The organism is Microbacterium sp. VKM Ac-2923, assembly GCF_022815605.1.
Lineage (GTDB): Bacteria > Actinomycetota > Actinomycetes > Actinomycetales > Microbacteriaceae > Microbacterium.
On record NZ_JALGRP010000004.1, the window covers coordinates 60,794 to 75,285 of the forward strand.

At 71.3% G+C, this 14,492-nt stretch carries 14 protein-coding genes; 5 read left to right on the forward strand and 9 right to left on the reverse strand.

The genetic code is table 11. The annotated features are described in order from the left end of the window. The first annotated feature begins 5 nt into the window (after positions 1-5). Positions 6-1,712: a thiol reductant ABC exporter subunit CydD gene (gene cydD / locus MT347_RS08105; RefSeq protein WP_243499924.1), complete on the forward strand. Its 1,707-nt coding sequence runs from the start codon at positions 6-8 to the stop codon at positions 1,710-1,712. Then, the gene (gene cydC, locus MT347_RS08110; RefSeq protein ID WP_308194223.1) at positions 1,709-3,403 is read left to right on the forward strand and encodes a thiol reductant ABC exporter subunit CydC; all 1,695 of its coding nucleotides are present in this window, start codon (positions 1,709-1,711) and stop codon (positions 3,401-3,403) included. The genes cydD and cydC overlap by 4 nt, the downstream gene beginning before the upstream one ends. Positions 3,404-3,415: 12 nt before the next feature. Here the strand turns inward: cydC and MT347_RS08115 are convergent, their stop codons facing one another. From MT347_RS08115 to modA, 4 genes are all read right to left on the reverse strand, one after another. Beyond that, positions 3,416-3,976 (reverse strand): hypothetical protein, encoded by a 561-nt coding sequence (locus MT347_RS08115; RefSeq protein ID WP_243499926.1) that lies wholly within the window; start codon positions 3,974-3,976, stop codon positions 3,416-3,418. A 71-nt stretch (positions 3,977-4,047) separates the two neighbouring features. Continuing rightward, the gene (locus MT347_RS08120; protein ID WP_243499928.1) at positions 4,048-5,235 is read right to left on the reverse strand and encodes a sulfate/molybdate ABC transporter ATP-binding protein; all 1,188 of its coding nucleotides are present in this window, start codon (positions 5,233-5,235) and stop codon (positions 4,048-4,050) included. Next, positions 5,232-6,011 carry a molybdate ABC transporter permease subunit gene (modB, locus tag MT347_RS08125; protein WP_243499930.1) on the reverse strand — a complete coding sequence of 260 codons (780 nt, stop codon included), beginning with the start codon at positions 6,009-6,011 and terminating at the stop codon, positions 5,232-5,234. Before modB ends, MT347_RS08120 begins: the two co-directional genes overlap by 4 nt. After that, positions 6,008-6,790, reverse strand: a complete 783-nt coding sequence (gene modA, locus MT347_RS08130) for a molybdate ABC transporter substrate-binding protein (protein ID WP_243499933.1) — start codon at positions 6,788-6,790, stop codon at positions 6,008-6,010. Before modA ends, modB begins: the two co-directional genes overlap by 4 nt. Before the next feature lie 257 nt (positions 6,791-7,047). Between modA and MT347_RS08135 the strand changes: the two genes are divergently transcribed. Beyond that, positions 7,048-7,893, forward strand: coding sequence for a helix-turn-helix transcriptional regulator (locus MT347_RS08135; RefSeq protein WP_243499934.1), 846 nt, complete (start codon positions 7,048-7,050; stop codon positions 7,891-7,893). Between the two features lie 129 nt (positions 7,894-8,022). After that, a complete protein-coding gene (locus MT347_RS08140) occupies positions 8,023-8,934 on the forward strand; it encodes an SDR family oxidoreductase (RefSeq protein ID WP_243499937.1) in 912 nt (303 codons plus the stop codon). A gap of 222 nt (positions 8,935-9,156) precedes the next feature. On the opposite strand, the gene MT347_RS08145 is transcribed toward MT347_RS08140, so the two are convergent. Next, the gene (locus MT347_RS08145; protein ID WP_243499939.1) at positions 9,157-9,552 is read right to left on the reverse strand and encodes a molybdopterin-binding protein; all 396 of its coding nucleotides are present in this window, start codon (positions 9,550-9,552) and stop codon (positions 9,157-9,159) included. Between the two features lie 239 nt (positions 9,553-9,791). Beyond that, complete coding sequence (locus MT347_RS08150) at positions 9,792-10,715, reverse strand: MerR family transcriptional regulator (protein ID WP_243499941.1); 924 nt, start codon at positions 10,713-10,715, stop codon at positions 9,792-9,794. A gap of 193 nt (positions 10,716-10,908) precedes the next feature. Between MT347_RS08150 and MT347_RS08155 the strand changes: the two genes are divergently transcribed. Then, positions 10,909-11,910 (forward strand): SDR family oxidoreductase, encoded by a 1,002-nt coding sequence (locus MT347_RS08155; RefSeq protein WP_243499943.1) that lies wholly within the window; start codon positions 10,909-10,911, stop codon positions 11,908-11,910. A 280-nt stretch (positions 11,911-12,190) separates the two neighbouring features. Here the strand turns inward: MT347_RS08155 and MT347_RS08160 are convergent, their stop codons facing one another. The 3 genes from MT347_RS08160 to MT347_RS08170 all read right to left on the reverse strand — a co-directional run bounded on the left by MT347_RS08160 (position 12,191) and on the right by MT347_RS08170 (position 14,467). Beyond that, positions 12,191-12,745 carry an RNA polymerase sigma factor gene (locus MT347_RS08160; protein ID WP_308194224.1) on the reverse strand — a complete coding sequence of 185 codons (555 nt, stop codon included), beginning with the start codon at positions 12,743-12,745 and terminating at the stop codon, positions 12,191-12,193. Further along, complete coding sequence (locus MT347_RS08165; protein ID WP_243499945.1) at positions 12,742-13,326, reverse strand: hypothetical protein; 585 nt, start codon at positions 13,324-13,326, stop codon at positions 12,742-12,744. The genes MT347_RS08160 and MT347_RS08165 overlap by 4 nt, the downstream gene beginning before the upstream one ends. Positions 13,327-13,591: 265 nt before the next feature. After that, positions 13,592-14,467: a carboxypeptidase-like regulatory domain-containing protein gene (locus tag MT347_RS08170; RefSeq protein WP_243499947.1), complete on the reverse strand. Its 876-nt coding sequence runs from the start codon at positions 14,465-14,467 to the stop codon at positions 13,592-13,594. Positions 14,468-14,492: the final 25 nt, after the last annotated feature.

Consider the following 14,492-nt stretch of genomic DNA (forward strand, 5'->3'; position numbering starts at 1 on the left):
ACCCCATGAAACCCGTCGACCCCCGGCTCCTCCGCTACGCGACCGCCTCCCGCGGCTTCCTCGCCGTCACCGCGGCCATCGTGCTCGCGCAGACCGGCGTCGTCGTCGGGTTCGCGTGGTCACTCACCCACGCGCTGGTCGGGGCGATCGAGGGCCGGCCGCTCGACGAGCTCTGGGGTCACGTCGGGGTCGCGGCATCCCTCGTCGTGGTGCGAGGTCTGTTGATCGCGGCCTCGGAGCGTGTGTCGGCGCGAGGAGCCGCGGCGGCATCGCTGCAGCTGCGTGCGGCGCTCGTCTCGGCGGTCGGCAGACTCGGCCCCGGATGGCTCGCGCGGCGGAACACGGCCTCGCTCTCGCTGACCGCGGGGCACGGCCTCGAGGCTCTGGACGCGTACTTCGGCCGATACCTGCCGCAACTGGTCGCCACCGCGATCACCATGCCCGTGCTGATCGGCACGATCGCACTGGCCGACCCGCTCTCGGGCCTCACCGTCGCTCTGACGATCCCGTTGATCCCGCTGTTCATGGTGCTCATCGGTCTCGCCACCCGGGGCGTCCAGCAGCGGCAGTACCGCACGCTCGGGCGCCTTGCGGCGCGCTTCGCCGACACCGTCGAGGGCCTCGGCACACTCAAGGCGTTCGGCCGGCAGCACCGGGCCGCCGACTCGATCGAGACGATCACGCGCGACTACAAGCGCGAGACGATGACGGTGCTGCGCGTGTCGTTCCTCTCGGGGTTCGCGCTGGAGTTCCTGGCATCCATCTCGGTCGCGATCATCGCCGTGACGATCGGCTTCCGCCTTCTTGCGGGTGATCTCAGCCTGCTCGTGGGGCTCTTCGTGCTGCTGCTGGCGCCCGAGGCGTACCTGCCGCTGCGTCAGGTGGGAGTGCAGTTCCACGCCGCGAGCGAGGGGGTGGCCGCGACCGACGAGATCTTCGACGCGCTCGACTCCGCCCGTGCGACGCCGAACCCGGATGCCGCGGACGCAACGCCCGGGTCGACGGTGGCACTTCACCGCATCCGCGTCGACCGCGGGGGCCGAGCCCTCCCGGAAGTGTCGCTGTCGGTGGGACCGGGCGAGCTCGTGCTCGTGACAGGTCCGAGTGGCGTGGGCAAGTCGTCCCTCGTCGCGGCGCTGCTCGGGTACGCCGAGTACGACGGCGAGGTGCGCGTCGATGGTCGTGTGGTGCCGCACGCGTGTGCCTCGGTGGCGTGGGCGGGACAGCGGCCGGGGCTCGTTACGGGATCGGTCGCCGAGAACGTCTCGCTAGGAGCGTCCCTCGAACCCGCCACCGTGATCGCGGCTCTGGCCGACGCGGGAGCCTCCGGCATCGACCCCGCCACGGCACTCGGCGCCGGCGGGTCGGGGCTCTCGGGTGGGGAGGCGCAGCGCGTCGCCGTGGCGCGGGCGTTGTACCGGGCCCGGGTGACGGGCGCATCGGTGCTCGTGCTCGACGAGCCCTCAAGTGCCCTGGATGCCGCGACCGAGGCGCACCTGTGGACGACGCTGCGCGCCGAGGCCGATGCCGGTCGCGGTGTGCTGCTCATCTCGCACCGCCCCTCTGCGCGGGCGATCGCCGACCGCGTCATCGACCTACTCCCCCCGCGTGAGTCGCGTGAGTCGCGTGAGTCGCCAGAATTTGTCGCCTCCGCCGACCTCGAAGCGACAAATCCTGGCGACTCACGCGGGACGGAAGAGGTGCGCGCGTGAACACTCGCGTCCGCGGCATCCTGAGATCCGCGATGCCCTCGCGTCGGCGATTCGCTCCCGCGGTGCTGGCCGGCTTCGGCACCGCGGCGAGCGCGATCGCGCTGCTGGCGGCGAGCGCGTGGCTCATCGCCCGGGCGGCCGAGCAGCCGCTGGTGATGTACCTGTCGATGGCCGTGGTCGGGGTGCGGGCGTTCGCGCTATCGCGCGGGGTGTTCCGGTACCTCGAGCGACTCACCGGGCATGACGCGGCCCTGCACCAGCTTGCCGGGGTGCGGGCCGATCTCGTGCGCGAGCTCGTGCCCCTCGCCCCCGACGGGCTGGGGCGTGCCCGTCGCGGCGGGCTGCTCTCCAGCGTCGTCGACGACGTCGACGAGCTGCAGAACCTCCCGTTGCGCGTGGTGTTGCCGCTGTCGGTCGCGGCCCTGACCTCGCTCGCCGCCGTCGTCTTCACGGCCCTCGTCTCGTGGCCGGCCGCCCTCGTGCTGCTCGGGTGCCTCCTCGTGGCGTTCGCCGTCGCCGTCGCGGTGGGCTGGGCGGCCGGCTCGCGCGCCGAGCGCTCGATCGCACCGCTTCGCGCCACCGTCGCCGACGCCGTGCACGACCTGCTGACGAATCTCGACGTGCTCACCGCGTACGGGGCCCTGGATGCCGCCACGGCGCGCGTCCGCTCCGCCGATGCCGCGCTGCGCCGGGCGGTCGTACGCCGCGGTGGCGCGCAGGGGCTCACGGCCGGCGCGGTGTCGGCGCTCGCCGGTGCGGCCTCCCTGGGTGCCCTTCTCGTCGCGGCTCCCCTCGGCCCGCTGTCGGGACCGGGGCTGGCGGTCGTCGTGCTGCTGCCCATGGCGGTGTTCGAGGTCTTCGGCCCGGTTCCCCTCGCCCTGGCGTCGTGGCGACAGGTGCGCGCCGCCGCGGAGCGCATCGCCGCCGCCGTTCCCGCCGACATCCCCGCGGGCCTTCCTCGCGCCGAACCGGCGGCGACCGGCGCTGCCCCCGCCCTGGGCACGGGCCTCGAGTTGCGCGGCATCCGGGCCCACTGGCCGACGCGGAGCGACACCGACGGCGATTCCGGTCGACTGCACGACGTCGACCTCCGTGTGGGCCCCGGCGAGCGCGTCCTGATCACCGGCCCGAGCGGTGCCGGCAAGACGACCCTCGCCCACGTGCTAGGTCGCTTCCTCGACTACGAGGGGTCGTACACGATCGGCGGCGTGGAGGCGCGGGAGCTCTCGGGCGATGATCTGCGCCGCACCGTCGGGATCATCGAGCAGGCGCCGCACCTCTTCGACGAGACCGTGCGGCAGAACCTACTCTTCGCCCGCGACGCCGCTTTCGACGCCGACCTCTGGTCGGTGCTCGCCCGCGTCGGCCTCGACGGGTGGGCGCGAGGACGCGGGGGCCTCGACACCCTCATCGGCGATCGTGGCGCGCTCGTCTCGGGCGGGCAGGCGCATCGTCTCGCTCTGGCGCGGGCGTTGCTGCGCGGCTTCCCCGTGCTCGTTCTCGACGAGCCGACCGCGGGCGTCGATCCCGCGGCATCCGATGCCCTGCTGCGCGATCTGCTCGGCGCGGTGAAGAGCGATCAGGCGGTGGTGCTCGTGTCGCACATCGAGGTGCCGGAGGGGTTGGTGGATCGCGAGGTGCGGGTGGAGGGCGGGCGGATGGTCTCAAAGCGCATCATCCTTCGCCGCTGACGGCGCGGAGACTCAGCGCTGCGGCGGGAGCACGAACCCCTCGGGGAACTCATTGCTCGAGACGGAGCCGTTCTGATCACCGACGCTGAGGATGGTGTGCGCGTCGATGTTGAGGGTGTCGCCGACGTACAGCGCCTCTCCGTCGCGTCGCGCGAAGTTCACCCAGCGCAGCCACTGCTCTCCGACGCACAGGCGAGCACCCACTGTCGAGAAAACGTCGTTCTCCGCCACGACATAGGCGACCGGCACCCCGGTGGCGTCCACGATCGTCTCGCCCGACGCATTCGGCATCGGCCCCCGATCGAAGGGGACGGCGAGCGTCGCTCCGCCGAGCTGTTCGATCTGGCCCGGGTCGGATAGGACCTCCGGGAATCGGGCCGCCTGACACGGGTCCGGATCACCGGGGAGGGCGAAGTCCGTCTCGATCCGCAGTGCGGGTCCCTGCGCTGCGCGGGTGATCTCGGGCCTCGCCGTGACGGGGGGCTGGGCTGCGGGTAGGGTCGGCGAGCACCCGGTGAGGATCAGCCCGACCGCGCACACGGCGAGCACGGCCCGACCTCGCCTCATCCCCATGCGTCGAGTGTAGGGGCGCGCCTGTGCGACAGGACGCCCGTGTCAGGATGCCGCCCCCACTCCGCCCCGGCTCAGGATGCCGGCACGAACCGCACGCGATCCGGCCCGATGCTCCATCGCACCACATCGCCCGGCCGCATCCCCACCGCCTCGGTCGGCGGCACCTCGGCCGCGCCGATGTCGAGAACGACGCGTACGCCCGCCGGCGTGGGTTCGAGGCGCGACACGACCCCCGGCGAGCCGGAGCCCAGCCGTACGTCGGACGCGCAGAACACCGCGGCGAGCATCGCACCCTCGTTGGCCGCGGCGGCGAGAGAAGCGGCATCCGTCGACTCAAGCCGCAGCGCGCCCCGCTCGAACGCGTCGCCGCGCGCCACCCCGACGATCCGTTCGAGCCCGGCGATCTTCGCGGCGACATCGGTCGCGGGCGCCGCCAGGACCTCCCGCACCGGACCCGCCTGCGTCACCCGCCCGCGTTCGACGATGACGAGCCGGTCGGCGAGAGCTGCGGCGTCGACGGCATCGTGGGTCACCGCCACGGTCGTCACCCCGGCCAGACGATCCCGCAGCATCGCCCGGATCTCCGACGCCGTCACGGCGTCGAGGGCCACGAGGGGCTCATCCAGCAACACGACCCGCGGCTCAGCCGCGAGGGCCCGGGCGACCGCAACGCGCTGCTGCTCACCGCCCGACAACTGCGCGGGCCGGCGGCCACCCGCGCCGGGCAGCCCGACCCGCGCCAACCACTCGTCTGCGGAGGTCCGAGCGGCGGATGCCGAGACCCCGGCCGCCCGCGGACCGAAAGCGACGTTCTCGCGCGCGGTGAGGTGCGGGAAGAGCCGGGCGTCCTGCCCCAGCAGCACGATGCCGCGGTGCATGGGGGCGGTCCGCACCCGTGGAGCGCGATCGAGCACCCGCTCGTCGAGCGTGATCGTGCCGCCGTCGAGCGGTGTGAGGCCGGCGAGCGCGTCGAGGAGCGTCGACTTTCCCGCGCCGCTGCGCCCCATCACCGCGACGGTCTCACCCGGGTCGACGTCGAGGGCGATGTCGACCTCGAAGTCGCGACGGCCCACGACGACGTGGGCGCGGAGCGCGGCGGCATCCTGAGCGGCTCCGGCGTTCCGCGGATGCTCCCCGCGCTCGGCGGCATCCGGAGCGTCTCCGCCGGAGCCGACCCGTCGCCCGGCCGCAGCGGCATCCGGCACGGGTCCCGTCGTGCCGTCCGACCGACCGCCGACCGCGGGGCCCTCACCGCTCATCGCCCCACCCCCGGCCGCCACCCGCGCACGAGCAGCAATACCGCGACCGCGGTCACCAGCAGCAGCAGCGACAGCGCCACGGCAGTGCCCTGCGAGACGCCCGCGCCGTTGAACGCGGTGTAGATGGCGAGCGGCATGGTCTGGGTCACGCCCGGGCGGTTGCCGGCGAACAGCGCGGTCGCCCCGAACTCGCCGATCGCGCGGGCGAAGCACAGTACGACGCCCGCGACGATTCCCGGGGCCGCGAGCGGCAGCGTGATGCGGCGCAGGATCGTCGCGCGCGATGCCCCGAGCGACGCCGCGGCGCGCTCGAACTCGACCCCGGTGCTGCGCAGCGCGCCCTCCACGGCGAGCACGAGGAACGGCAGGGCGACGAACACCTGCGCGAGCACCACGGCGGGCGTGGAGAAGGGCAACCCGAGCGCGCCGAACCAGCCGTTCCGCCCGAAGAGATAGAGCAGCGCGACACCACCGACCATCGGTGGCAGGACGAGCGGCACGGTGACCAATGCGCGAAGCACAGCCGCGATGCGAGCGGGGCTTCGCGCGATGAGAACGGCGAGAGGGACGCCGACGATCGCGCAGAGCGCCGTCGCCACCGCCCCCGTCGATAGCGACAGACCGAGCGCCGACAGCGCGGCATCCGAGCTGATGTCGCTCCACAGCGTCGCCCACTCGACGCGGACGATGAGCGCGGTCAGCGGCACGAGCAGGAAGAGCAGCCCGACCACCGCCGGCGCGATCAGCCAGCGCGGGACGTATCCCGCGGCTCTCACGGCGCGCGGAAACCGGCGTCGGCGAGGATCCGCTGTCCCTCGTCCGACAGCACGAAAGCGACGAACGCGGATGCCGCGTCGGGGTTCTGCGCCCCCGTGAGCGCGGCGATCGGGTAGCGGTTGACGACCGCGTCGGCACCGTCGGGGACGATCGCCTCGACGTCGTCGCGCCCGACGACGTCGGTGGCGTAGACGAGTCCGGCGTCGGCTTCGGATGCCGCGACCTTCGTGAGCACCGCGGTCACGTTCTGCTCCGAGCTCGCCGCGCTCACGCTGACGCCCGCGTTCGACAGCAGGGTCGCCGAGGCCGCGCCGCAGGGGACCTCGGGCGCACACAGGACGGTGGTCACGCGCGCGAGGTCGGCGAGCGTCCGGACACCGCCGGGGTTCCCCGTCGGCACGGCGATGACGAGGGTGTTGCCGGCGAAGACCTGAGGGTCGGGCGCCTGGGCGGTGACCTTGGCCATGTTCTTCTCGTCGGCAGAGGCGAAGACATCGGCAGGTGCGCCCTCGCCGATCTGGGTGGCGAGGGTACTCGAGCCGTCGTAGACCGCGCTCACCGTGACGCCCGGGTGCTCCTGCTCGAACGCCGTCGCGATCTCATCGAACGAGCGCTGGAGGGAGGCCGCGGCGTAGACCTCGACGGTCCCCGTGAGGTCGTCCGACGACACGGCGGATTCGGATGCCGCCGGGGCGGCGGGGGCGGGCGCGGCGCCGGCGCACCCGGCAAGGAGAGCCGCAGCGCCCAGGAGGGCGAGAAGACGGACAGAGCGAGACATGGCATCCTTTCGGCGACGCCGGAGGGCCGCTACCTCCCTATTATTCCGCATCTGCGGATTCATAGCCGTTACAAGGCCGCTTTCGCAGCACGGCGGCATTTCGCCGACATCTCGATTGCAGGCTGCGACCGCTTCGTCAGCTGGCACACCCTCGCGGGCCCGACGCCGGAGCCGCCACGGCGAGCGCGAGGGGTGGACCGGCGAGTCCTGGCACGACTCCGCGCGGCGCGGTAGGAACGGGGGATGCGAGCGACGATATGAGCGACCTGACCGGCCTGGGCGACTTCCTCCAGCACCGCCGCGAGGCCCTGCAGCCCGAGGATGTCGGGCTCTCGCGCGGCGTGCGACGACGAACGGCGGGCCTGCGTCGCGAAGAGGTGGCCCTCCTCTGCCACCTGTCCACCGACTACTACGCCCGTCTCGAACGCGGCACGGGTCCCACCCCCTCGGAGCAGATGCTGACCTCCCTCGCGCAGGGCCTGCACCTCAGCCTCGCCGAGCGCGATCACCTCTTCCGGCTCGCGGGACACCAGCCGCCTTCCCGCCACTCGGGCACGGAACACGTCGGCCCCGGGATGCTGCGCGTGCTGGACCGTCTCGACGACACCCCCGCCGAGATCGTCTCGGAGCTCGGCGAGACCCTGCGCCAGAGCCGCCTGGGTGTCGCCCTCCTCGGCGATGCGTCGCGGCGCACGGGTCCCGCGCGGAGTCTCGGGTATCGCTGGTTCACCGATCCGACCACTCGCATCGCCTACCCTGCCGACGAGGTCGCGGTCCTCTCGCGGGTCTATGCGGCGGGGCTGCGCGAGCTCGTCGCCACGCGCGGACCGCACTCCCGACCGGCGCGATTGGCCGACGACCTCCGCGCCGTCAGCGAGGAGTTCGCGGCGCTGTGGGACGCGCACGAGGTCGGCGCCCGGCCGCCGGAGATCAAGCGGTTCCACCACCCCGACGTCGGCCATCTCGATCTGTCGTGCCAGACCCTGCTCGACCCCGACCATTCGCACCGCCTGCTCGTCTACACCGCCCAGCCCGGAAGCGAGAGCGCCGAGAAGCTGCGCCTGTTGGCGGTCATCGGCGCGCCCTCCACCGCAGCACACTGAGGCTGCCCGGTCGCACCCGCCCACGACGTGCGGCGCTGAGGGGTGGATCGCCGAACAGCGGCTGAGCGGGCACTGGCCCGCTCAGGGCACGGGCGAGAGCATCGAGACATCGACGCGAAAGGACCGACCATGTCCCCCACCTCTTCTTCCCTCCGCGGCCGTCTGGCCGTCGTCACCGGTGCCAGCGACGGCATCGGCACGGTCATCGCGACGCGCCTCGCCTCACTCGGCGCCGAGGTCGTCCTGCCCGTCCGCTCCCCCGAGAAGGGCCGACGCGCGCTCGACGCTCTGCGCAGGGAGATCCCGGATGCCGAGGCCTCCACGCGCACGCTCGACCTCGCGAGTCTGGACTCGGTGCACGCTCTCGTCACCGAGCTCCGCGGGGAGGGGCGGCCCGTGCACCTGCTCGTCAACAACGCCGGCGTGATGACCCCACCGCACCGGCAGACGACCTCCGACGGCTTCGAGCTGCAGTGGGGCACGAACCACCTGGGTCACGCGGCACTCACTCTCGGCCTGCTCCCGCTGCTGCGCGAGGGTCGCGCGCGCATCGTGCACCAAACGAGCATCGCGGCCCGCCGGGGGCGTCTGCGCGAGGATGCGATCGACGCCACTCCCTACGACGCGATGGCCTCGTACACGCAGTCGAAGATCGCCGTCGGTCTCTTCGCCCAGGAGCTCGAACGCCGCAGCCGCGCCCAGGGATGGCAGGTCACCAGCACCTTGGCGCACCCCGGCGTTTCGCCCACCAACCTGCTCGCGGCGCAACCAGGTCTCGGCCGCTCGCGCGAACTCGGCGCCCGCCGTGTCATCCGGTTGCTCTCGCGCGTGCACGTGACCGGCACCGTGGCATCCGCCGCCGAACCCGCCGTGCTCGCCGCGACAGCTCCTGCATCCAGCGGCACGTTCTTCGGACCCTCCCGACTCATCGGTGGCCCGGCCCGCTCGGTCGCGCTGTGGGAGCCCTTCCGCGACGCCGGCGACGCGCGGAAGCTCTGGGAGCTCACCACCGACGCCATCGGTCCGCGCTTCGCGGTCTGACGCTCGAGTGCGCGGCTGCGCCGGCATGCCGCCGCGGGCCTCAGCTCCTCGCTGTGGATCACGCGGCCGCGTCCGAAATCTCGTCGCGCCGGCCCCGACAGGCACCACCTCGGGCGTCGTCGGAGTCATCGCGCCTCGATCGCGCGGGGCTCGCCACGCACCGCCTCGATCGCGCGGGGCTCGCCACGCACCACCTCGGTAGTGGGTGGCGCGACCGACGCCTCACCCGCGCGGGGCCTCCACCGTCACGACCGTCGCCTTGACCGACGCCACAGCGAGCGAGCCGGGCTCGAGCGCCAGCTCGTTGGCCGCCTCGGCCGACATCAGCGACACCACCCGGTGCGGACCGCACTGCAGGTCTACCTGCGCCATCACCCCGTCGATCTGCACGCGGGTGACGATCCCGACGAACCGATTGCGGGCGCTGGATGCGACGCCGGTCGGGTCATCGGGCTCGTCGGCGAGCGCGACCGCGCGCTCGGCCAGGGCGGCGCCGGGGATCTCCGCCGGCGAGGATCCCGTCGTCGGCAGCACACCCTGATCGATCCAGCGACGCACCGTGTCGTCGCTGACTCCGAGGAGGCGAGCGGCCGTCGCGATGCGGAAGGTGTTCGGCATCCCCCGACCGTAGCGCCTGAGTCCGCCGGGGCGCGGGCCGGTCACGGGGATGGACGCAAGCGGTGCATCCGGGGCTCTTCACGTCGTGCGCCACCGCGAGAGGGGCGACGCGGCTTCGCACCGAACGGACCCGCAGTGCTCCGCCACCGATGCGGATGGAGCTCCGTGGCGAGAGCAGGGTTTGCCGCGAGACCCGCGAGTACGAAGACCCAGAAGACGCGAACGCTACATCCGTGGCCTCACGCGTCGCGCGCTGGCTGGGGAGGCGCCGAGTGGGGCACCAGGTCGAAGACGTCTTCGGCGCTGGTTGAGGAATCGAACATGGACACCGAGAAGGCCCGGCGGCGGGCGACGTCGCTGAGGGCGTGAACGTGGCCGGTCGCAATCCGGTGGGCGAAAGCGATGTTGGCGAGATAGGAGAGCGTCGAGTCGTCGAGGCCCGTGTCGTCCGTGGCGGTCGCGTGCGGCAGTGAGTAGACCAGCTCCTGTCGCGTTGGCAGCGTGCCTGACGTGACCCGCGCGGCGGCATCCAGCAGCGGTGCAACGACGTCGCCCACGCGGCGAAGGGCGTCGGGTGAAGCAGGACCTGTCACACGATGCGCGAGGCGCATTCGAGATACGACAGTCGATACCGATGTGGTCCAGGATTCCGGGAGGAGCTCGATCCCCTCTGCCCGGAGAGCGTCGACGAAGACACGGTCGAGGTTCGGAAGATCCACCGCCAACGCAGTGAAGGTCTCTGTCAACTCATTCGAATCCGAGGAGATGCCGAAGGGGATCTCACACCCGATCCAGTGCGCAGGATCTGCGTCGTGAACGCTCGCCTCGAGGCCATCGGGGTCAGTGGTGGCAACGCGCTCGGCCACGTCGAGGTAGAAGTCCTCCATGGCTCTGCGTATCGCCAGGTTTCCGCGATGCTCGTCGAATCGGAACCGGCTGTCGGGGCGGAGGTCGTCGAGCGGGATTTTTGCTCGACGGAGGAGATCCAGCGTGATGCCGTCGACGATCAGGTCGGGGGCGTAGGACCGGTAGCCGTTGACCGGGTCGATCGCAGAGGGGGTGAGAACGGCGTGGTCGGCGTACAGCCGCAGCGCCTTCTCGGAGAGGCCGGTCAGTGAACGAAATCGACCCGCAGAGAAGTTCGGGGGAAGCGTGGTGGGCATGTTCATACTGTGAGCCTTGCCCCTGGGGCGGAGTCAACTGCGCGAGCTGGCACGCCCGCTCCGGCGGTGCGCGCCGGGAGGCTCAGCCCGTTCGAGTTCTCGGGTACGGCGGTGAGGCGTCCCACAACCCCCTCTCGATGGTGGGTGCGGGTCGTACGGTTGCCGCGAAGCTAACCGGTGATGAGGGGGAACGATGAGCGCGCGTGGTGTGGCGGTAGTGACGGGAGGGTCTGCGGGCCTGGGGCGAGCGATCAGTCGGGAGCTGGCGGATCGGGGGTGGGATGTCGCCGTGCTGGCGCGAGGCGAGGACGGTCTGGCCGCCACCGTGCGAGAGATCGAGGCGCGGGGACGCCGGGGCTACGCCGTCAGCACCGATGTTGCGGACTGGGGCGCCGTCGATGCGGCCGCCTCGGCGATCGAGGACGAGCTCGGTCCTATCGACCTGTGGGTGAACAATGCGATGGCGGGCACCATCTCGGAGTTCCTCGATACGTCCGTCGAGGACTTCGATCGAGCCACACAGGTCACCTACCTCGGGGTCGTCAACGGCACCCGTGCGGCGCTCAGCCGGATGACTTCTCGCGGGACGGGGCACGTCATCCAGGTCGGTTCAGCCCTCGCCCACCGAGGGATCCCGCTGCAGGCGGCCTACTGTGGCGCGAAACATGCCGTCCATGGGTTCACCGACGCCGTCGTCGCGGAACTCACGCACACTCACAGCGATGTAGCAGTGTCGCTGGTGGACATGCCCGCGCTGAACACGACGCAGTTCGGCTGGGTGAAGTCGAACTTCCCCGAACACCCCCAGCCCGTACCTCCCATCTTCGAACCCGAGGTCGGTGCACGTGCGATCGCGGATGTTGCGGACGTGCCACGTCGACGCACGTGGGTGGGCGAACCCACTGCGGCCACCATCCTCGGCGCTCGATTCGCCGGTCGGTTCCTCGACTGGTTCCTCGCGAAGACGGCGTACAGCGGGCAGGTCGAGACGGGCAAGCCTCGTTCTACGCAGCCCTCGAACCTGTGGGAACCCGTCGCGGGCGACCACGGCGCCCGAGGCATATTCTCCGACGACGCCCACTCGTTCAGCCCCCAGACGTGGGCCATCCGCCACCGCCGACCCGTCTTCTCCACGCTCGCCCTCACCCTTGCCGCCGCGGTCGGGGTGACGGCGGCGGCAGCCCGACGGCGCTAGCCGTCGCGCTTTCCCGAGTCGGCACGTTCGCTCAGTCGCGCGCCGCCGTCACCGTCTCGCGTCGCGGAGCCGGCTTACCGTGGGCACATGAGGTGGCTCTCGGTCGGAGAGGAAGGACTCGGTGGAAGGCGGTGGGGGCCACGGCAATCCCGGCCTCCCAGCTCGGCGCAGTGTGCACCACCGGCCGCACCGCCCGGCGGGTGCGCAGCGGCCGGGACCACCGCACGCACCTGCGGCCGTCTGCGGAGGCGCTGGTCGTCGGCCGGAGGAACTCTCCGCGCTACTCCCGAGCAGGTCCCGTCACGATCGCAGCAACCGCTCCGACGCCCGAGTCGTTCTCTCGCTCGATTCCAAGGGTCTCACGCAGGGTCTCTCGAGCGCGCCGATAACGACTTCGCACCGTCGTCAGGGGAACGCCGAGGATCGTGGCTGCTTCTGGCATCGTGAACCCGTCCCAGTGGATGAGTTTGACGATCTCCGCCAGGTTCTCGTCAAGGCGGTCGACAGCGTCACGCACATCGGTCCCCACGTCGGAGGAGGCGGTCTGTTCGCGGGACATGCCGCTGCGGATGCGGTCCACCAGTGCGAGGCGGCGCCGCTCGCCCCGGGCATGGTTCAGGAGAGTCCCCCTCGCGATCCCGAACAGCCACATTCGCGTCGCCTCGACACCGTCCGGAGTCTCCGCAACACGTCGCCACGCGACGACCAGCGTCTCCCCGAGGAGATCTGGAGCGTCGTCAGGGCGAACCCGGCGTTGGAAATACCCCGCGAGAGCGGGCATGGCGTCTGACAACGCAGCCGTCAGCATCCTGGAACGGTCAGTCGTTCGTGTCATGGGGCCGGCGTCGTGCAGTCAGCCTCGCTCGACCACGAATCGATCGATCCCGGCGGGAAGCCCCGCCGCTCGAGCTCGTCGCGGGCCGCGGCGATGAGGGCATTCCCCATCGCGAAGCTGTACTCGGTATCGGAGCCAACCTCCACGTCCACGTAGTCCTTCTCGGAACGCAGGTGCGTCATCGCGGCGTCGATGTCGATGAGAGTGAGGACGTCTGCGGAGGTGACCCAGGCGCGCAGCGCCGCAGCTGCCTCAGGATCAGTCGCGATGGTGTCTCCCCAGGTCTCCGTACAGATCGCCCCGCTTGGCATCGCGTATTCGATCGTCACGTAGGGGTCCTCGATGTTCGGGGCCATCCACTCGCGCAGTTCCGGACTCATCGCGAACGCCGTCGCCCCGCCGCCTGCGACCAGCGCGACAGCAAAACCCGCTGCGACAGCAAGGCGCACCGTACTAGCCGCGTGAGTTCCGGCGCTGCGCCGGGCGGCCCGGATGGTGGCTCGACGGTTGCGCGCCGACACATCGAATCGGACGAGCGGGGCTGCGGCGTTGAGTACGTCTGCAACGGGGTCAGTGGGCATCGTGGTGTCCAATCGTGGGTGATCTCACCCGGTACATGTCCACCTGAAGCCCAATCGTGCTCGTGAGATCCGACTCGATGCAACACCTCGGTTCCTGCATCCGCACGATCGGTAGCGCATCCGCCGGTACTCGCCGTGCCGCTCGTGGAGGGCTGAGGCTCACCGCTCCCCCTGTTCCCCGGGCGGTCTCATCGCTACCCGCGCGGCTGGAAGACGTGAGAGGCCGTCGGCGTGACGCCGACGGCCTCTCCCCCTGACGAGTGCGTCAGGCGCAGCGGGCGAGGTACCGCGTTACATCGGCGCGGGTGAGGTCTCTCCGCACGTCGAGGTCGGGGTGGCTTCGGAGATACGCGCGAGCGGCAGAGGCGGCCTTCGCGAACGTGAGGGTGGAGCGGTCGAGGCAGGGAGCGGATTCGAGCGGATTCGTGCGCGGGGCCCGCAGGTCAGCGTCGATACCGGTGAAAGCCTGGTCCACGTCGGTGACGACGATGGGTCGGGCTCCGCCCTCGGTCGGCGCGTTCGGCCACCACTGCTGCGGCTCGCCGTTACTGCCGCGGCCTTCGAAGGTCACGAAGTAGGTGCCGAGTTCGAGTCCACGAACGGTGTAGTCACCGTTCGCGTCCGTCTGAGCGTCGAAGTTGAGGCCGAATGCGCCCGAAGAAGCCGAAACCCAGACGGGACCGCCGTCGTCCGTTTTGACGCGACCGCTGATGGTCGCACCCAGCGGCAGCACGTAGGAGGGAAGGACGAGCGTCTCGCCGGCAGCCACGGCGAAAGCGGTCCCCTTGTCCCTTCTCGTGGTGGCTCCGAGATTGCGGGGCACGTGGACCCCGTCATCGACCTGCGCGGCGACGACGTACTCCACCTCGGGGACGACGTCGGCGGTGAAGGTGCCGTCGGCGGCGGTGGTGGCGATGACGGTGGGGGTCTGTTCATTCACCGCGGGTGGGAACAGGTACACCTCGGTGCCCGCGGCGGGCGGAGCGTCGGGAGGACCCTCCAGGAGCACTCGGCCACTGATGGCGCCGGTCGCCTCGAGGGCATCCGCGTGGGCGGGAACGGCAACCCCTGAACTCAGGATCAGGACGGCCGCCGCGACGGCGATCGGATTTCGGACGGTAGCGAACGAGAACAATGACATGAAGATCCCCCAGCGGGAGCACGGC